This window comes from Marinobacter maritimus (assembly GCF_007671675.1).
GTDB classification, from domain to species: Bacteria; Pseudomonadota; Gammaproteobacteria; order Pseudomonadales; family Oleiphilaceae; genus Marinobacter; species Marinobacter maritimus.
This window is the reverse complement of record NZ_VCGW01000001.1, coordinates 81,190-99,917: the sequence shown is the minus strand read 5'-3', so window position 1 is coordinate 99,917 and position 18,728 is coordinate 81,190. Positions and strand designations below refer to the sequence as shown.

The following is an 18,728-nucleotide window of genomic DNA, read 5'->3' as shown; positions in this document are numbered from 1 at the left end:
CCCGAACAGTCCCATTTTGTTCAATGCGACAAGGAGTAACGATGAAGCCTGTCGTCACGATTCTGCTGGCCTGCCTCCTGATACTGACGGGCTGCCAGTCGTTATCAGACAAAAAGCCGGTCAGTGAGCCAGACAGCCGAAATCCGCCCGCAAGCACTGAAGCCAGTGGCCGCAATACCGTCCTCCTCAGCGCGCAACACTGCCTGAGCGAATACCTGCGTGAGCAACAAAAAGTTCATTATGGCCCGTGTCTCAAAATCATAAGCGTAGACGGCGACACTCCGCAGGTTCGGGGTGATGACTTCATAGAGCTACCTATAGGCACTTCTGTGACTCTTGGCACCAGTTGTGTTTACCGCCATGCCGACGGCTCGCCCATTCCCGCAACAATGGAAACAAAAGATTTCCGTGTCACTCCGCAAACGTTTGCCCAGCCCGGAAAGCGCTGGTACTTGCACGCGCAAACTCAAGCCAGACAGGTAATTGGATGCGAGCCTATACTCTCGCGCTCGAAAAACCCGACTCAGGCAACCGATTGAAACACCTGATTCTGCGCGATGGTCGCACAATGGCCTATACCGATCTTGGCCACCCGCAAGGCTACCCGCTTATTTTTGGCCATGGCATGCCCGGTTCCCGGCTACAAGGCAGGCTTTTCCATAATCAGGCGCTGCGCCATGGCTTCAGGTTTCTTACGCCTGACCGCCCTGGCATCGGAAGCTCTAGCGATCAACCCGAGCGCCGATTGCAGGATTACCCTCAGGATATTCTGCAACTGGCTGACGCCCTTGGCCTGGAGAGATTCACTCATATCGGCTGGTCCAGCGGCGGCTCGCGCGCCCTTGCCTGCTGCCATAGCCTGAGCGACAGGATGGATCTGGGCGTGTGCCTTTCCGGTTATACAAACTTTTCAGAGTATGACGGGCGCCATACATTACTTGAAAAAACCCGCTGGCCAGGCCCTCTGCTTGCACGTTACAGCCCAAAGCTGACGACACTTCTGGTGCGCTTAGTGGCCTGGCTCTCCCTGAGGTATCCGGGGCTTTATATGCGGGAGGCCAGGAAAATGGTCAATGCATCAGATCGCGATCTGATGGGCGTCTTGCTCAGTGGGAATACCTTTCGACAGGACCAGTTAGTCTGTCTGGAAAGCGGTGGCAAAGCGATTGCAGCCGACCTGCTTGCCGAGCTCAGCGACTGGGGCTTCAGCCTGAAGCAAGTGTCCACTCACGTTCTCATTTTTCAGGGCGAGCAGGACGCTTTCGTACCCTTGGAGTACGCCCGCCATCTCGCAGAACAACTTCCCAACGCGGAATTGATATTGCTGACCACGGCCGGTCATCTTTACCCCCTGGACGAAAAATTTCAGGCCAGACTTTTCGAACGCATCCGACGACAACTCACAGATAGAACGATTCAAAAGAGAGTCCAGCCTTCATGATTACCGATATCAACATCATCGGGCTTGGTGCTCTGGCAAGCCTGCTCGCTGGACTGGCAACCGGCATTGGCGCCGCAGCCGTTTTCTTCATCAAGCCGCCGTCTGACCGAATGCAGGACAGCATGCTCGCGGGAGCGGCCGGTGTGATGTTGGCTGCGTCTTTCTTTTCGCTATTGCTGCCGGGGCTGGAACATGGGGAGGCACTACTGGGCTCATCCTGGGCCGCCGCCTTGCTGGTGATCTTCGGCGTACTTTCCGGCGCGGGCGCTCTTTACTTCCTGCATCAGAAACTGCCCCATGAACACTTTAACCTCGGACCGGAAGGACCTGACGCCGCACACATACGCCGTATCTGGCTCTTCATTATCGCCATTACGCTACACAATTTCCCGGAAGGCATGGCAGTTGGAGTCGGCTTTGCAGGTGGGGATGTGCGTAATGGATATGTTCTGGCCATAGGCATCGGCATCCAGAACATACCCGAAGGACTTGCTGTTGCGCTCTCACTGATGGCTATTCAGTACTCCCGGGCGCGGGCCTTCACTATCGCCCTGCTTACCGGCTTGGCCGAGCCCATAGGTGGCGTATTTGGTGCCGCTCTGGTTTGGCTCGCGGAACCCGTCATGCCCTGGTCTCTGGGCTTCGCGGCAGGGGCTATGTTGTTCATCATAGCCAATGAAATTATTCCCGAAACCCACCGGAACAGTTACAAAACGCAGGTAACCTTCTCGCTGCTGGTGGGTTTTGTTGTGATGATGTTCCTGGACGCCACATTGGGGTAATGTGACGTAAGATCACTACTTGAATCAGGCGACTATTTAAACCAGGTCTCTATAAAAAAAAACGATCACCTCGGAGAAACCACCTTGCCCGATAACAATAAAACGCCGGGTCCGTTTGAGTTTGACTACATCGTAACTGGCGCAGGAACAGCCGGCTGCCTGCTTGCTAATCGTCTGAGCGCCAATCCGGAGAACCGGGTACTGCTGATCGAAGCCGGAGGGCGGGACAACTACCACTGGATTCACATTCCGGTAGGCTATCTCTACTGCATCAACAATCCACGTACCGACTGGTGTTTCCGCACCGAGCCCGCACCGGGGCTCAATAACCGGTCGTTGATATATCCCCGTGGCAAAACCCTGGGAGGCTGTTCCAGCATCAACGGCATGTTGTACATTCGCGGGCAGGCAAGAGATTACGATCGGTGGGCAGAGATTACAGGCGATGACGCCTGGAGTTGGGACAATTGCCTGCCTGATTTCATGCGCCATGAAGATCATCATGGTTTGGACACTGGCGACCATGAAGATAGTACTCACAAGCTTTTCCATGGCCATGGCGGCGAATGGCGAGTGGAGCGCCAGCGCCTGAAATGGCAGGTGCTTGAAGACTTTGCAGAGGCGGCGGTTCAGGCGGGCGTTCCCCGCACAAGCGACTTCAACCGCGGCGACAACGAGGGCGTGAATTATTTCGAGGTAAACCAACGTGCCGGTTGGCGCTGGAATACGTCCAAAGCCTTTCTGCGAAGCGCTTCGAAACGCCCCAACCTGACCGTTTGGCATTCTACCCAGGTACTGGGCCTGGAAATGAACACAGATGGAGAGCAGCCAAGGTGCACCGGCGTGCGCGTAGCAGCCGCAAACTCCGGCAACGAAACGCTCGCAATGGCCAGCCGCGAAGTTATTCTCTCTGCCGGCTCGATTGGCTCGCCTCAACTGTTGCAGTTATCCGGGATAGGGCCGTCTGATCTGCTTCAGGGATTAAATATTCCGGTGGTAGCAGATTTGCCAGGGGTAGGCGAAAACCTTCAGGACCACCTGCAAATTCGATCTGTGTACAAGGTAAGCAATGCAGTTACCCTGAACACCATGGCCAACTCCCTGCTGGGCAAGGCGCGAATTGGCCTCGAATATCTGCTTAAACGTTCAGGCCCCATGAGCATGGCGCCTTCACAGCTATGTGCGTTCACCCGCAGCTCAGATGAATTCGACTACGCCAATATCCAGTACCACGTTCAGCCACTGAGCCTGGATGCCTTCGGCCAACCCCTGCACGATTTCCCGGCCATTACCGCCAGCGTGTGCAACCTGAACCCCACCAGCCGGGGCACTGTGCGCATCCGCAGCCGCAACCCGATGGAAGCGCCGGCCATTGCGCCCAATTATCTCAGCACCCAGGAAGACCGGAAAGTCGCGGCAGACTCATTGCGAGTAACACGCCGTATCGCCGGCCAACCCGCGTTCTCAAAATACCAACCTGAGGAATACAAGCCCGGGCCGCAGTACCAGACTGACGACGAGTTAAGCCGCCTGGCCGGCGACATCGGCACCACTATTTTTCACCCGGTGGGAACCACCCGGATGGGGCGGCCGGATGATGCACTGGCGGTGGTGGACTCCCACCTGCGGGTAATAGGCGTAACAGGTTTGCGCGTTGTGGACGCAGGCGTGATGCCCGTGATTACCAGCGGCAACACCAATTCACCGACATTGATGATTGCCGAGAAAGCGGCAAGGTGGATTCTGGCCGGCGATTAGGCTGGCTGGGCTGCCAACTCAACAATATCCCGGTATTCCCGGATCTGAACCACCTGTTCGGCAGCAGCTTCGGATGTCAGGGTGCAAACCTCATTTACCATGGCACTGGCAACCGTCGCCGCTTCGATGCCACGGTATTTTTCCAGTGGGCCAACAAGCGCCCTATTGATCAGTGGCATGGCTTTGACGCCCATCGCTTCTCCGAGGCGGTGCTCGAGCCTGTCGCCCAGCAACAGGCTGGGGTGATAAATCGACAGGTAAGGAAATCCAAGCCCTTTTACAGCGTTCTCAAGCTCGCCTTTAACCCGATTGTAAAAAATAGTCGATGAAGAGGATGAGCCTATGGCGGACATCAAAATAAACGCGCGGGTACCTGCCTCCCGGCCCAGCTCAGCGGCTTTCAGGCCGTAGCCATAATCCACTTTGCGGAACTGTTCCTGAGAGCCGGCTTTTTTAATCGTCGTACCGAGGCAACAGATGATCACATCCACCTGAAAAAGCTCGGCATGCTCCTCCAGACAATCAAAATCAATTTCCTGTTGGCGCAATTTGGCGTGAACCGTCTTCAATGGTTTCCTGACGGGCACGACCACCGTCTCAACTTCATCGCGGGCCAGCAGACCGTTCAGCACATATCCACCGGTCAAGCCGGTTGCACCCAATAACAACACTTTCATAAGGTTCTCGTTCTTCAGCAGATGCGACCATCCTATCAAAGACTCAACGCGACCGGGCAGCATCTTGTCTATCCAGGGAGCCTCTGTAAGGCGCTCATAACCGCTTCAGGTACTGCAACCCGGAGAGTTGGTCCATCTGACCACGAATCCAGAATATCCGGTCCCGAACATAGGGCGATGGAGAGGCAACGCTCAGAACTTTGGGGTTAGGTAAAACCGCTGCAAGTCTCGCAGCCTGCGCGGCGGACAACTGGCGGGCAGGAATACCAAAGTAGAGCTGGCTCGCTGCCTCCACACCGTATATCCCCGGGCCAAACTCGGCGATATTGAGGTACACCTCCAGAATCCTCCGTTTCGGCCAAAGCCCGTCCACGGCCAGCGCCAGCCCTGCTTCCAGTGTTTTTCGAACAAAACTGCGGCCATTCCAGAGAAACAGGTTTTTCGCTGTTTGCTGAGTAATCGTACTGGCACCTCTGAGCCCTTCACCGGCACGATATTCCGCCAACGCCTTGCGAATCGCCGCAAAATCCACTCCCCAGTGATCCGGAAACCGCTGATCTTCGCTGGCAACCACTGCAAGCGGCATCCACGGGGACATATCCGAAAAGCCCACCCATCGTTGCTGCACGTCCTCATCCGGGTTCGCAAAGCTATAACTGAGCATAAAGGCAGAGGTCGGAGGATTCACATAGCGAAACAGCAGCAGTAAAGAGACAAACAACAGAACGAGAGCAAGGAACGCCCAAACAACCGTGCGGGATAATCTTTTTACGATCGATATACGAGCCATAAGCGCTTTACCCTTACCCTGCCCTCAACCGAACTCAATCTGTTCGTTGTCAGCCTTGCCCGTGCTCACAACCGATGAACCGATGACCCTCAGACAATGCTTGCGACAGATCGCGTGTAGCGGCGTCTTTCCCGCTTCGTCGCCATCCACCGTAACGGTCTTGGGCCGGGAGGTCAGAACATCGCAGCGCTTACCTTTCAGATGCACCAGGGTGCTGGTGCGTTTTGGGGATTTGCCGGCAAGCTGAACCATCACGAACGTCAGTAGCAGTTGTATCAGTGGGCGTGGTTTAACGGCAATAACGTCCAGGAACCCATCATCTGCCGTCGCTTGCGGAATTTCGTTACCGCCTCCGAAAAACGCGCCACTGGAAACCGCGATAGATAACCAACGCCCGCTCACGAACGCCTGGTCACATTGTATTTCTGCGTGGAATCCCCGTTTGGCGCTTACCCGGCGCAATAATTCGAGGCCGTAACTGAAACGGCCAAACAGCTTTTTGGCTGAACCCTGGGACTCTCTGGCAGGGAGCGTGCCCAAGCCAACATGGGCAACATTCAAAAACAGGCCGTCGCCAAATTCAGCCACATCAACCAACTGCGTAACACCGCTTTTCACCAATTCGCAAATAGCTTCCGGCGCCTCCGGCAAAGCGAGGTTGCGCGCAAAATCGTTGGCAGTGCCAGATGGCAGAACGGCCAATATCGCATTGCGTTCGAGGCACAAGCCTGCACCGGTGTTAACAGACCCATCACCGCCTGCAACCATCACGACATCGTTTGGCTGTACTTGCTCCTTCCAGCTCTGTTCCAGGAAATCACAACATTCCGGATTGGTAACACCTGCATCTGCCAGTTTTTCAAGCCAGAACTCACGGCCTCTCTGGCCATCGCCCGCCTTGGGATTCGCTACCAGCCAATAGGTCATATCATTTATATCTCTGTATCTGGGTCCGATATTTCGGCGACGTCACTGTTTCAAAGATACCTCAAACACGTATCTTCTGACGTTACGATCAGGACACACGGCCAGTCCCAAAACCTGCAGCTTCGGGACTTCAGATAGCGTTCATTAACTCCGGCGCTTTTGCGATACCACCAATGCAACGCCGGTAATAGAGATTATTCCACCGATAATTGCCAGTGGCCCCAAGCGCTCATCAAAAAGCCAAAAGGCCTCAAGAGCGGTTACCGGAGGCACAAGATAGAACAGGCTCGCCACCTGGGATGCGGCTCCGCGGCGAATCAGCCACATCAGAAGCAGTATCGCACCAATGGATACGCCCAGAACCAGCCAGGCCATGGAAAGCTGCAGCTGCACAGACCATTCCACCTCGCGGGTTTCCAGCATCAACGAGCCCACCGCGAAGAACGTGGCTGCAGCGCCGTACTGAATGATGGTGCCTGATACAAGATCTGCAGTGGTGCCGTGGCGCTTCTGGTACACCGTGCCCAAAGAAATACCAGCCAAGGCAAGCGCCGCCCAGATTAATGTCCACAACGGGAAACCCGAACCGGGGTTACCGGCCCCGCCAAACTTCTCCAGGAGAACCAGCGTTACACCCAACAGACCGAGCCCCAGCCCCGACCATTGTCGCCATGAAACAGCCTCTTTCAAAACAAGAACAGCTACACCCGCAGTCACAAGCGGCTGCAAACCCACCACCAGCGACACGATGCCCGAAGGCATCCCACCCTGAATCGCGTAGTAGACGCCGCCAAGATAGCAGCCGTGAACCAGTAGGCCGGTTACGGCCAGGTGTCCAGCGGCATGCCAGCCGGGCCAGCGGGCTTTGAGCAAGAACGCCAGCACAAAAAGCAGTGCCAATGTCAGTAGCATGCGGATCAGCAGGAGGGTAAAGGGCTCCGCATAGGGCAAGCCGTACTTGGCACCGATAAAACCAGTGCTCCACAACCATACAAAAAGTGCGGGGACAAAAAAGGAATAGAACATCGTGCGCATAAACGGATAGCCGGAATGAGGTATTTGGGCGTTCAGCCAGTGTAGAAGCTCATGCGCATGCAGAACAGATACAGACGCCCTGCCAGGCAACCATTACAGATGCCCGCCTGGCCGGGACACTGCCTATCAGGTTGTCAGAATGGATTGAAGCTTCTGCGCCAGCTCTACAGCTTCACTGCCCATGGGCGTCAGATAGCCTCCATCATCCCGGGTAATCAAACCCTTGGAGAAAAGCCGCTCTGCGGCCTGAACAGTCTCAGGTGCGGCATCCTGCCGGTGTACTTTGATACCAGCCTGACCTGAGGAAGACTCAAACTGGGACAACAGGTTAAGCTCGGCAATATGGTCTGGAGAAAATGGCATTGTGTTTCCTTGTCTGGTTTTGGTGGTCAAATACTTTTGGCTTTCTTGTCCTGATCAAGGGTCAAATCCCGCTCAGTCTTATTCCATTGATCGGAAAGCGCGTCGTAGGCATCCGAGAACCCTTTTTTGGCTCGCTCCCACGCCGAAGCTGAACTGGCTTTGAGTTCGTTATACCAGGTTTGTACTCGTTCACGCTGCTCCCGCAAAGATGCCAAGCTTTCCTGCGAACGCTCCCGCGCTGCATTGCTCATGTCATCCCAATTTTCGGAAAGCTCGTCTTCCAACTCAGCAATACGCTTATCCAGTGCTGTCAGCGTTCGATTAATGGCATCTTCCGCCTGATCCTTCTGGTCGGCACCGTAGTCCTGCAATTTCTCGCCCAACTCCTGGCTTTTCTGCTTGAGTTCGTCCACCGATGAATCGGTTGATTCCGCCTGCAGAGACGCCGCAAATGTACATGAGGCTGCGACAAGCAGAGCGAAGGTAATGCGTTTCAAGATCATAAATTACTCCCGAACTACGTTGTTTAAGAATAGCAGTAGCACAACAATAACAATATCCCGACCATCGGCTTATCTTATAAAACCTTAATTAACTGCTAATAAAGCCTGACTACATCAATAAAAACATAATGTTGAGGGAATAAAAATTATGTGAATCCCGGCCTTGGACAACTCGCGATTTGTGCTTCCTCGTAGCCTGTGCCACTTTTAAATGGAATCCAAACAAGGAGGAAAGGCCATGCTTTATTGGGCTGTAGTTTGTCTTATCATCGCAATTATTGCGGGTGTCCTGGGTTTCGGGGGCATTGCAGGTACAGCGGCAGGCATCGCCAAAATACTGTTCTTTATCTTTCTCATTCTGCTGGTGATTACTCTCGTCGCCAATGCTGTTCGTGGGCGGGGACCGAAGATCTAGCGTTCTGAATGAATCTGATCAGCCTTTCGGCCCGGGCATTTGCAGCACGCCCGGGCTCTTCCCTTCTTTCTCCCGGTAACATTTCACCGACAAGACGTAATGTCATTTCTCTCCGGTAACGCCGTATAATCTTTGTCACGCCTGTTTTAAAATAGCTTGCAGTATGACTATTGATAGCGCTTTCCGTGAGTAGCCAATGATACGTCCCAAACATATCGCCCTGCCTGTCCTTATCGCGCTGATCTGGCTTTCTGCTCCGGCTACGGCAGACAGCATCAAACGTATTGTTCACCCTGATGGCCGCGTTGAATTTACCAATGTAAAAAGTAACAACTCGGGACGTGCCTCCAGCAAAAACGAGACCGTGTTCCGTTATAAAGACGATAATGGCATTGTTGCTTACAGCGGAACCCGACCTTCGGTTGAAGATTTTGATGTCATCAGCTTCCATTGTTACGCCTGCAACCCGAACTCTCGTGTTAACTGGCGCACCACACCGCTATTCCTGAGCCGCTATCAAACGGAAATCAAAACAACGGCTGACAAGTACGGTGTAGATCCGGCTCTGGTACGTGCGGTTATTCATGCAGAATCTGCATTCAACGAAAAGGCGCTGTCACCGGTAGGGGCTCAGGGGCTAATGCAACTGATGCCGGGAACCGCTCTGGAAGTGGGTGTGCAGAATGCCATGGTGGCGGCGGAAAACATTCGTGGCGGGGTCACTTACCTTGCCAAAATGCTGGAGCGCTTCAAAGGCGATATCAGACTGGCAACCGCTGCCTACAACGCTGGCCCGGGTGCCGTAAGCCGTTATGGTGGGATCCCGCCTTATGCTGAGACCAAAGCTTACGTGGAACGCGTTGGCATATTGCGCGAGCGCTATGCTAGCAACTGATTGCTGACATGCGAGAGATACCGGCGATAACTCCCTTCCCTGGGAGCGCCTGCCGGTTACTGCGGTCGCTTTATTCAGATGCTGCAATCAGGCTGGCGTTACCGCCGGCCGCGGTTGTATCCACACAAAGGTGCCGCTCGATCACAAATCGCTGATCAAGCGTGTGCTCCGTAATGAGGGGCACCAATGCGCCGTCGCGTTTAGCCAACGCCAAGCGATACTTCCGCAGAAGCGGCTGCTCAGCACAACTCACGACCGCTTCGAATCCACTGGCAGTAGCCAGTGCTTCCGGCTCAAGATTGCCTTCAACGCCTGCAATCGGCAGCCCGGCTTGCGCAGCGCGACTCACAGCGTCACCAATACCCGGTGCGACCACCACCACCTTGTTGCCCTGCGACAGCGCCATAGCGGCCTGCGCCAGCGCTGTTTCCTTGTCGGGACCAAGGCATAACACAACCCCACGAGCATGGTTGGTAAGGCGATTAAGCTCACCCGTTGGCCCAGGCAACTCTTCAGCATGGGCATCCAACGGCTCGGGCACCTTCCCGAAAACCGGCTCCAAAGCTTCAATTCTGGCTTTTGGAGCAGGCGCTTTGAGCTTGCCCAAATTGCCAATCAGCCCCTCCAGCTTCTTGCCATCAACCGCTTTCCCACCGGACTCCGCTGGGCGCTCTGCGGTGGGCCCTCTCAGAAAGCGACGAACGTATTGCGGTCCGCCCGCCTTCGGCCCTGTCCCTGAAAGCCCTTCGCCACCAAATGGCTGGGACCCGACAATCGCGCCGATCTGGTTCCGGTTAACGTAGGTGTTGCCAACCTTGATCCGGCTGGAAATCCGGTCAACCCGGTTATCAACCCGGCTGTGGATACCGAACGTCAGCCCGTAACCCTTGGCGTTTATGGCATCAACAACCTTGTCAATGTCCTTGGCCTCAAAGGTAGCCACATGCAGTATTGGTCCGAAGATTTCCTCTTCCATATCCTGAATGCCGCTGACCTGCAGTACAGCAGGTGAAACAAACAGGCCCTTTTCCGGCACGGGGAGTTTTTTAAGCAGGCGACCTTCGCGCTCGAACTTATCGCAGTGATCTACGATCTTCTTTCGGGCGGCCTCATCAATGACCGGACCCACGTCTGTGGAAAGCGCCCAGGGATCACCAATTCCCAGCTCTTCCATGGCGCCGTACAGCATTTCCAGGAGGTTATCCGCGATGTCTTTTTGCACATACAGCATGCGTAGCGCAGAGCAACGCTGGCCGGCGCTCTGAAACGACGATGCCAGCACGTCCCGAACCACCTGCTCAGGCAGAGCCGTCGAATCAACAATCATGGCGTTGAGGCCGCCGGTTTCCGCCACCAACGGCGCATCCGGGGCCACGTTTTCTGCCATCACCTTGTTGATGCGCTGAGCGGTCGCTGTGGAGCCGGTAAAGCACACACCGGCTATCCGGGGGTCAGAGGTCAGTGCGGTACCCACCGTAGCGCCCGAACCCGGCAGAAGCTGAATGGCATCTTTTGGAATGCCAGCTTCGTGCATCAATTCAACTGCTCGAGCGGCAAGCAGTGACGTTTGCTCCGCTGGCTTGGCAACGACTACGTTGCCAGCTGCCAGATTCGCCAGAACCTGACCCGCAAAGATCGCCAATGGGAAGTTCCACGGCGAGATACAACAAACAACGCCAATTGCATCACCGCTGTCGCTGTTGCGCGCACCTTCGTTGGCGTAAAACTGGGAGAAATCCACCGCCTCGCGAATTTCTGCAATGGCGTCCAGCAGTGATTTACCGGCTTCCCGGGTTGTCAGTGCAAACAGTTCGTGGGCGTTCTCTTCCAGAAGATCACCGACTCTGCGAACGCAGGCGGCACGTTCTTCCGCAGGCATGGCAGACCAGGCCGTGAAACCTTGCTGGGCAGCAGTAATGGCAGCATCGACATCGGCTTCATTGGCCTGGGTCATGTGCCCAACCAGATCATCCGGATTGGCCGGGTTTTTAACATCGATCACTTCGGTGCCGGTGATGTCAGCGGCGATAAGCGGGCCACCCGACCAGAGATGGCTGCGGAATGCATCTCGACCTTCATTAATACGGGCAACGGTGACCGGGTCGGTAATATCCCAACCTTTGGAGTTGCGGCGATTAGCACCGAACAAATCCGCAGGCCGCGTAATCACCTTGCTGGATAGATTTTCACCCAGCTCCTGTACAGCATCAATCGGATCCTTGGCAATCTCCTCAGGGGTGATACTGGTGTCTACAATCTGGTTAACGAAAGAGCTGTTGGCTCCGTTTTCGAGCAAACGACGCACGAGGTAAGCCAGCAGGTCGCTGTGTTTGCCTACGGGGGCGTAGATCCTGCACGGCACTCCACTCTCTTTGAGAACCTGGTTGTGCAAGGATTCTCCCATACCGTGTAAGCGCTGGAACTCGTAGCTCTTAAGACCTGCGGTTTTAGCCAGTTCCAGAATGGCCGAAACCGAGTGCGCATTATGGGTGGCGAACTGCGAATAAATACGATCACTCATGCCCACCAGCTTTTTGGCACATGAGAGATAGGCAACGTCACTGCACGCCTTGCGCGTGAATACAGGGAAATCACTCAGACCCATCACCTGGGCGCGCTTGATCTCGGCATCCCAATAGGCGCCCTTTACCAAGCGAACCATTATGCGACGGTCGAGTTTTTCAGAGAGAGCGTATAGCCAGTCAAGCGTGTATGAAGCACGCTTGGCAAACGCCTGAACCACCACGCCAAAGCCGTCCCAGCCAGCCAGTTCCGGGTCGGATAGAATGCCTTCGATAACATCCAGGGAAAGGTCAAGGCGATCCTGTTCCTCGGCATCAATATTAAACCCCATATTGGCAGCTGCCGCTTTCTTGGCAAGCATCAAGGCTCTGGGCAGTAACTCAGCCATCACCCGGTCTTTATGACCATACTCATAACGGGCCAGCAGAGCAGATAGTTTGACGGAAATGCCGGGGTTCTTACGCACATCACCTTTGCAGTTTTTGGCGATGCTATCGATAGCGTTGGAATAGGACTCGAAATAGCGTCGGGCGTCTGCATCAGTACGCGCAGCTTCGCCAAGCATGTCATAGGAATAGGTGTACCCCTTCGCCATGTAAGACTTGGCTTCACTCTGCGCCTCTTCAATGTCACGACCCAGAACAAACTGACGGCCCATTTCCTTCATGGCCTGGCCTGCAACTGTGCGAACCACCGGCTCACCCAAACGTTTGACCAGCTTACGCAAAGTCTCACCGACTGTGTGACGCTCGGAATCCTTCAACAGGTTACTGGTCATCAACAGCGCGACAGTGGTGGAGTTGATAAATGACGACGTGGCTTTGCCGACGTGCGCACCCCAGTTGCCAGAGGTAATCTTGTCTTCAATCAGCGCATTAATCGTTGTGTTGTCGGGCACGCGCAAAAGCGCTTCCGCCAGGCACATAAGCGCTACGCCCTCTTTCGTAGTGAGACCGTATTCCGCTAGAAATTTCTCCATGATCGTGGACTTTGCGCTTTCACGAACGCTGCGCACCAGACCGGCCGCACGGGCAGAGATCGCTTCGCGCTCTTCCCGGGACAACTGAGCCTCAGCAATCATCTCGTGAATCACTTTGTACTCATCCTGGAGATAATAATCGCGGATTGCCTGCCGGCTTTTGGCAAGTTCGGGAGTCACTGAATGCTGCGATGACATAGCTGTACCCTCTCAATTGTTTGTCTTTTCCGCATTCTACCTACAACGACAAAGACTGTTTCACCGTAAAAGCCGTAAACACATACCATTTCGGCTTTATTGGGCGACTAAAATTTATTAATTCTCTTTTATGGAATACCATCTCAGGAAAAACAACTTCGGGCATGCAAGTCAAACCCGGCCCGAAGCCTTTAAGGTATCTGGCGATTTCAGCCTACAGCATAGCGTCCCGGCTGAAGACTTGCCCAAAAGAGATGGTTTTACTGCGTCGGGGTGTCTACGACAGGAACGACGGGCAAGATCAGGTGGCTACAGCCAGACAGAGGACACGATAAGATGAGCGAGCTTGATCGAATCGATCATTCTATTATTCGAGAGTTGCAGAAGAATGCCCGGATTACGATTACTGATCTAGCCTCCCGCGTCGGCCTCTCCAAAACTCCGTGCCAGGTGCGTATGCGGCGGCTTGAGGAACAGGGCTTTATCACCGGCTACACCGTGCTGGTTAATCAGACCAAGCTGGGGCAAAGCCATATTGCCTTCGCCCAGATAACACTGAGCGACACCAGCAGCGATGCACTGAAGGCTTTCAACGCAGCCGTTAAAGAGATTGCGGCTATTGAACAGTGCCACATGATTGCGGCCAACTTCGATTATTTGATAAAGGTGCGAACCCGCAACATGGCCGAGTATCGGCAGGTGCTGGGCGAGCAAATTTCTGCCCTGCCCCATGTGCTGCAAACGAGTACTTTTGTGGTGATGGAAAACGTAAAAGATGCAGGGCTCTAAAGAAACTGGCAGTGGAAACAAGCTACTTGTTGACTTTGGCCAGCCCCAGGGACAACACATGCAAGCCAAGTTCGCTGCGGTAAAGCGCATTACCGATACCCAATACAATGTTCTCGACTGAAAAGTTCGACGACACAGCGGTTGCACCGCCTGTAGAACGGGACTCCAGCACAAGCACCAGACGTAGCAAATCAAGAAGCCGGATCACCAGATCCAGAATACCGAAATCTTTTGGCGCATCATCAATGCGGGATACAACGTAAGCCTTGGCCGCCTCTACCACAAAGGTTTCATGGTTGGTCAGGTGCTCAGTGCCCAGGCATTTGATTGACTCCACACGCTGCTCCCGCTCACGCCTGATCGCCTCCATACAAACCTGGCCGGAGTTCTCCGGCGAATCACCACCACGCAGAATACCCGCGAGCCGAAAGTCCACTTTGCCCTCGCTGCGCATCTGATCATATTCGTTTTTGAGGCTTTCTTTTGCGTGTGGCAGATACCTGCGTATCGCCGTTTCGCGGGCTCGCTCCAGATCTTCGAATGTCGCCAGCCCCACCAACGAACTCATCACGCGCACACAGTGGAGCAGGTGCTGCCAGCTAGCCGGCTCAATTGAGTGCGGGTTATCCGGCAGTACCCGATTGGCAGACACAAACTCGAAATAAAGGGCCGTCACTTCCTGCTCCGAAAAATCAGATGTGCGAATAATCCGCCGCAGACCCAGCTTCTCAATATCCCGCAAAAGACTGGGGATCAGCATCAGGACGTAATGTTGCGCGCCTTCCGATATCGACATGTCTGATTACCGCTCCGATTTGATCCTGTTCTTACCATAGCATCAAGGCAACTCAAAATGCGCCAGCTTATGGACGAAACAAAGCACAAAGCGTATAGGTTAGCCAGAAACCTCATTTCCACCAATAACAATGGCTTTCCATGAGCCCGAAACGCTGTGCTGCAACAAACCCATTCTGCTGGTGATTGCGACCGCTCTGCGCACCCTCGGAGTACACCTTCTACTTGCCCAAACTGTTTTCGTTGATCTGCTGATTGGAGCGGTCGGCCAGAAGGACCTGCTATTCAGCGATGATCTGAGTTTCGAAGGCAGCAAACTGGACCTGATCAGCTTCTTAACGATGCCGGACAAGCCCCAAGGGACATTCAGTATCGTGACGCCCTGACACCAGCGAGTGCCTCAGGAGCAATTTTGTACAATACCCGGTAGCACGACCACGCCAGACTCCTCCCTCATTGTCCCGAGATGAGGAGCCTGTCGATGTCTCTGCCACTGATTCTGCCCATGGCAGCCTTTGCGCTTGCAGCGTCCATTTCACCCGGCCCGGTGAATCTTGTCTGCCTGAGCAGCGGCACCCGCTATCCTCTGCGCCAGGGCTTATGGTTTGTGTCCGGAGCGACACTGGGATTTGTCGCACTGTTTCTTGCTATCGGGCTGGGTTTGCACTCAGCTTTGGCGTGGATTCCGGGGTTTGATCGATTGCTCACCTGGGCAGGCATCGCGTTTCTGCTTTATCTAAGCTACCGGCTGGCCATAGATAACGGAAAAATCTCGGACAAGGCTCTGGGAGACGCTCCCGGATTCTGGACGGGCGCCATGATGCAGTGGTTGAACCCGAAAGCCTGGTTCGCCTCCGCATCGGGTATCGGCGCCTACACATCGGGCGGTGACCTCACACAACTGGTCATATTTTCCAGCCTGTACTTGCCCGTTTGCTGGCTGTCACTCTCTACTTGGGTACTGGCAGGGCGCTTTCTGCGCCAATATGTTCAGCGGCCAAGGCTACTTCGAAGGGTAAACTGTGTGCTCGCAACCTTACTGTTGGCCAGTTGTCTTTATCTCATACTCGGTCAGGAGCCCGCTTTGGCGGCCGGCCATACTGGCCAGGGGTAGCGGCAACCAGCCGTTTGAAAACCTTTTGGAAATGCGGCTGATCAAAAAAACCGGCGGCCAGAGCTGCATCGGCAATGGGAGCACCCCGCCGAATTGCCCGTTGCCCGAGCTGAACTCGTCGATTGATCTGATAGGCATGGGGTGTCATGCCAAAGTGCTTGCGGAACACCCGAACCAAGTGGGATGGAGACAACCCTGCACGCTCCGCCATCCATTCAACAGACAACTCATCCGTGCAGTGACCATCAAGATACCGGGCCAGTTCCTGTAGCGTTTCAGGTGCGGGTGGAAACGGCTGCTCGGCTTGTTCAGCCGCACCGGATATCGATACCATTACCTCAGACAGAAACGCTTCTACGTCATTCCGTTTCTTCTTTGACGGCACAAAGTCATCCTGCAGCCTTAGGGCCAGGGTCTGGAAGCCAGAGTACAAAACAGCGGACGAACTGATATCGCAATGAATATCCCGCCAGACCGGCGCGTCCAGCAGTCCCAGACGAACCCTCAAACTGGCAAGCCAGCCTGCATCCACATACAGCATCAGATAGGCCCAGGGCTGGTTATCCACCGGATTGCAGGCATGGACCCACTCAGGGTTCATGAACACCAGCGAACCTTCGCTGACGTGATAGTGGCGCCCTACATACTCAAAGGTGCTCTGTCCGCCGGTAATGGCGCCCATCGACCATTGAGTGTGGCTATGGGGCTCGTAACAGACAGCACGGCCATCGCTGACCTGTCGCAACTCAACGTGCGGTAACTCACTGTCCCGCCAGAAAACCGGCTGAGCCGACATCGGATTGCTCATCGGGCCGGCTCCATTTCCCTGCCCTTGGCCTGGCGCGCCAGATGAAGCATAACCACACCCAGCGCCATCACCAGCAGGGTAAGCCAAAGACCATTGGTATAATTGCCTTCTATGTCAGCCAGATAACCCACAACAGCGGGCGCCAGCATCTGGGCGATACCATAACTGAAGGTAAGCCGGCTCATAGGCCGGGAGGGATTTTCCGGGAACACGCGCCCCACCATCGCCAGCATCATACTGACAATGCCGATGAAACTGGCCCCGTAAATAACGGCACTGAGCATAACGCTGGCCATGCTCGTGTTGAGTATCAGCATCAGAATACTGACAGAATTGAGCAGGTAGGCTATATAGAGCGCCGTCCACTGCCCCCAACGCCGGGAGAACACATCCCATAGCCAGCAAGCGGGCGTGGCCGCCAACCCGGCAATCAGCCAGATAAGCCAGCCACGGCCACTGAGTTCCGGCATGGATTCGGCAATAGCCACCAGAAACGTTGCTGTCACCACATATCCGACACCGGCACAAAAATAGGCCAGCTGCAGAATTACGATAAACCGGCTTCGTTCATCATTACTTGCCCTGCCTTCGGTTCGAGGCAAAGCACTGGCGCGATAATCTGGCGTCCAGCGCCAGACAGGAACCATCAGAGCCAACCCGACCAGCCCGTAGATCACCCACTGCTGATCCCAGGTGAAAGACTCCTTGATCAGCTCTGCCAGCACAGCAGTGAGAACAATCCCGAGCCCGATGCCCGAAAAGAACACGCCAAGCTCGGATTTTTCATTGTTCTTTATCAGCCAACTCATCAGCAGGCCAGCGCCCAGCAACATGCCTGCTGATGTGCTCAGTCCGGAAACGAAGCGCAGCAAAAACCACAGCCAGACGTCGGTGGTATACCCCATGAGAACTGTAGAAATCACTGCGACAACCAAGCCAAGCTGGTACAGCTTTACCTTGAGGCCAAGATCACTGATCCGCGTGATCAGAAGCGCACCGGTGAGGTAGCCGGCGTAGTTCACTGTGGCCAGCAAGCCAACGACCGACTGGCTTAGCCCGAGTGCGTCCATCATCTCTGGAATCATCGGCGTGTATGAAAACCGGGCTATCCCGACCATTACCACTACCGCGATCACGCTGGCCGCCAGCACTTTTATTGTTTCTATTGTTTTCACAGGGCCTTCCTGTTTCCGGACAACTTGAGAGCAGTTTCAGATCAGGCGCGGCTCAGGAACTTGCGCTCCTCCACGTTAATCTTGATGCGATCACCGGTAGAAATATGCTCAGGAACCTGAACTACAAGCCCGGTTGCCATTCTTGCCGGCTTGGTGCGCGCCGTAGCAGAACCGCCCTTGACGGAAGGATCGGTTTCCTCAATTTCAAGCTCCACGGTTGGAGGCAACGCGAGTGCCACAGGCGCATCACTGACCAGAATCACCATCACGCCCTGGGTATCCTCACTGATAAACAGCAGTTCATCCGCAATCGCTTTCCCATTCAGGCTGTACTGCGTGAAGTCCTCGGTATCCATGAAGACGTATTCTTCGCCGTCAGAGTAGGAGAATGTGGCCGGCCGGCGCACAAGATCGGCAAGATTCAACATATCGGAATCTTTAAACGTCTCGTCGATTTTGCTACCCGTTACTACATCGTACATACGCATACGGTAGAGACTGCCACCTGCCCGACCCTGCGGAACAGAGCGCTCGATGTCCTTGACGAAATAAACCCGGCCTTCATAATCAACTGCAGAATTCTTTTTGATTTCACTTGCTCTAGGCATTTTTTAAAGCTCCAAAACAATATCTGAACGCATCCATACCGGGCAGACGCCCGCGTGTTTTACAACCTGCAATTCTACCCGCAGGCATGCCCTATCGATACAGGGCGAGCGAACACTATAAGCCATTCGATAAAAAGCTTCCCGGCGCTATAA

The 18,728-nt window shown here is 54.7% G+C and carries 20 protein-coding genes; 9 read left to right on the top strand and 11 right to left on the bottom strand.

Features of this window, described 5'->3' with window-relative positions; translation table 11 throughout:
* Positions 1-41 precede the first annotated feature (41 nt).
* From FFI90_RS00495 to FFI90_RS00480, 4 genes are all read left to right on the top strand, one after another.
* On the top strand, positions 42-539 hold the full coding sequence (locus FFI90_RS00495; protein WP_144775490.1) for a hypothetical protein: 498 nt from the start codon (positions 42-44) through the stop codon (positions 537-539).
* Positions 488-1,441: an alpha/beta fold hydrolase gene (locus FFI90_RS00490; RefSeq protein ID WP_144775488.1), complete on the top strand. Its 954-nt coding sequence runs from the start codon at positions 488-490 to the stop codon at positions 1,439-1,441. Before FFI90_RS00495 ends, FFI90_RS00490 begins: the two co-directional genes overlap by 52 nt.
* The gene (locus tag FFI90_RS00485; protein WP_144775486.1) at positions 1,438-2,223 is read left to right on the top strand and encodes a ZIP family metal transporter; all 786 of its coding nucleotides are present in this window, start codon (positions 1,438-1,440) and stop codon (positions 2,221-2,223) included. Before FFI90_RS00490 ends, FFI90_RS00485 begins: the two co-directional genes overlap by 4 nt.
* A gap of 84 nt (positions 2,224-2,307) precedes the next feature.
* A complete protein-coding gene (locus tag FFI90_RS00480) occupies positions 2,308-3,981 on the top strand; it encodes a GMC family oxidoreductase (protein ID WP_144775484.1) in 1,674 nt (557 codons plus the stop codon).
* Here FFI90_RS00480 and FFI90_RS00475 read toward each other — a convergent pair.
* The 6 genes from FFI90_RS00475 to FFI90_RS00450 all read right to left on the bottom strand — a co-directional run bounded on the left by FFI90_RS00475 (position 3,978) and on the right by FFI90_RS00450 (position 8,276).
* Entirely contained in the window at positions 3,978-4,658 is a 681-nt protein-coding gene (locus tag FFI90_RS00475) for an NAD-dependent epimerase/dehydratase family protein (protein ID WP_144775482.1), read from the bottom strand. The genes FFI90_RS00480 and FFI90_RS00475 overlap by 4 nt on opposite strands.
* 94 nt (positions 4,659-4,752) lie before the next feature.
* Positions 4,753-5,448 (bottom strand): monofunctional biosynthetic peptidoglycan transglycosylase, encoded by a 696-nt coding sequence (gene mtgA, locus FFI90_RS00470; RefSeq protein ID WP_144775480.1) that lies wholly within the window; start codon positions 5,446-5,448, stop codon positions 4,753-4,755.
* 24 nt (positions 5,449-5,472) lie between these two features.
* Positions 5,473-6,375 carry a diacylglycerol/lipid kinase family protein gene (locus FFI90_RS00465; RefSeq protein WP_144775478.1) on the bottom strand — a complete coding sequence of 301 codons (903 nt, stop codon included), beginning with the start codon at positions 6,373-6,375 and terminating at the stop codon, positions 5,473-5,475.
* Positions 6,376-6,519: 144 nt separating this feature from the next.
* A complete protein-coding gene (locus FFI90_RS00460) occupies positions 6,520-7,410 on the bottom strand; it encodes a DMT family transporter (protein ID WP_144775476.1) in 891 nt (296 codons plus the stop codon).
* A 126-nt stretch (positions 7,411-7,536) separates the two neighbouring features.
* Positions 7,537-7,773: a TIGR02647 family protein gene (locus FFI90_RS00455; RefSeq protein WP_144775474.1), complete on the bottom strand. Its 237-nt coding sequence runs from the start codon at positions 7,771-7,773 to the stop codon at positions 7,537-7,539.
* Between the two features lie 26 nt (positions 7,774-7,799).
* Complete coding sequence (locus FFI90_RS00450) at positions 7,800-8,276, bottom strand: hypothetical protein (RefSeq protein ID WP_144775472.1); 477 nt, start codon at positions 8,274-8,276, stop codon at positions 7,800-7,802.
* A gap of 238 nt (positions 8,277-8,514) precedes the next feature.
* Here FFI90_RS00450 and FFI90_RS00445 point away from each other — a divergent pair, with 238 nt between their 5' ends.
* Positions 8,515-8,691 (top strand): DUF1328 domain-containing protein, encoded by a 177-nt coding sequence (locus tag FFI90_RS00445; protein WP_144775470.1) that lies wholly within the window; start codon positions 8,515-8,517, stop codon positions 8,689-8,691.
* A gap of 196 nt (positions 8,692-8,887) precedes the next feature.
* Positions 8,888-9,586: a lytic transglycosylase domain-containing protein gene (locus FFI90_RS00440; protein ID WP_144775468.1), complete on the top strand. Its 699-nt coding sequence runs from the start codon at positions 8,888-8,890 to the stop codon at positions 9,584-9,586.
* 70 nt (positions 9,587-9,656) lie between these two features.
* Here FFI90_RS00440 and putA read toward each other — a convergent pair whose 3' ends face one another.
* The gene (gene putA / locus FFI90_RS00435; RefSeq protein ID WP_144775466.1) at positions 9,657-13,286 is read right to left on the bottom strand and encodes a bifunctional proline dehydrogenase/L-glutamate gamma-semialdehyde dehydrogenase PutA; all 3,630 of its coding nucleotides are present in this window, start codon (positions 13,284-13,286) and stop codon (positions 9,657-9,659) included.
* Positions 13,287-13,622: 336 nt separating this feature from the next.
* Here putA and FFI90_RS00430 point away from each other — a divergent pair, with 336 nt between their 5' ends.
* Positions 13,623-14,075: a winged helix-turn-helix transcriptional regulator gene (locus FFI90_RS00430; RefSeq protein ID WP_144775464.1), complete on the top strand. Its 453-nt coding sequence runs from the start codon at positions 13,623-13,625 to the stop codon at positions 14,073-14,075.
* 22 nt (positions 14,076-14,097) lie between these two features.
* On the opposite strand, the gene FFI90_RS00425 is transcribed toward FFI90_RS00430, so the two are convergent.
* Positions 14,098-14,871 (bottom strand): hypothetical protein, encoded by a 774-nt coding sequence (locus FFI90_RS00425; protein ID WP_144775462.1) that lies wholly within the window; start codon positions 14,869-14,871, stop codon positions 14,098-14,100.
* A 130-nt stretch (positions 14,872-15,001) separates the two neighbouring features.
* On the opposite strand from FFI90_RS00425, the gene FFI90_RS00420 reads away from it, so the two are divergent.
* Both FFI90_RS00420 and FFI90_RS00415 read left to right on the top strand, forming a co-directional pair.
* Positions 15,002-15,256 (top strand): hypothetical protein, encoded by a 255-nt coding sequence (locus FFI90_RS00420; RefSeq protein WP_144775461.1) that lies wholly within the window; start codon positions 15,002-15,004, stop codon positions 15,254-15,256.
* A 101-nt stretch (positions 15,257-15,357) separates the two neighbouring features.
* Positions 15,358-15,984, top strand: coding sequence for a LysE family translocator (locus FFI90_RS00415; RefSeq protein ID WP_144777161.1), 627 nt, complete (start codon positions 15,358-15,360; stop codon positions 15,982-15,984).
* On the opposite strand, the gene FFI90_RS00410 is transcribed toward FFI90_RS00415, so the two are convergent.
* The 3 genes from FFI90_RS00410 to efpL are packed head-to-tail and all read right to left on the bottom strand — an operon-like array spanning position 15,932 to position 18,575.
* The gene (locus FFI90_RS00410) at positions 15,932-16,792 is read right to left on the bottom strand and encodes a helix-turn-helix transcriptional regulator (RefSeq protein WP_186317891.1); all 861 of its coding nucleotides are present in this window, start codon (positions 16,790-16,792) and stop codon (positions 15,932-15,934) included. The two genes, FFI90_RS00415 and FFI90_RS00410, sit on opposite strands and share 53 nt — an antisense overlap.
* Positions 16,789-17,967, bottom strand: a complete 1,179-nt coding sequence (locus tag FFI90_RS00405) for a YbfB/YjiJ family MFS transporter (protein WP_144775459.1) — start codon at positions 17,965-17,967, stop codon at positions 16,789-16,791. The genes FFI90_RS00410 and FFI90_RS00405 overlap by 4 nt, the downstream gene beginning before the upstream one ends.
* Positions 17,968-18,008: 41 nt before the next feature.
* A complete protein-coding gene (efpL, locus tag FFI90_RS00400) occupies positions 18,009-18,575 on the bottom strand; it encodes an elongation factor P-like protein EfpL (protein ID WP_144775457.1) in 567 nt (188 codons plus the stop codon).
* Between the last annotated feature and the right edge of the window lie 153 nt (positions 18,576-18,728).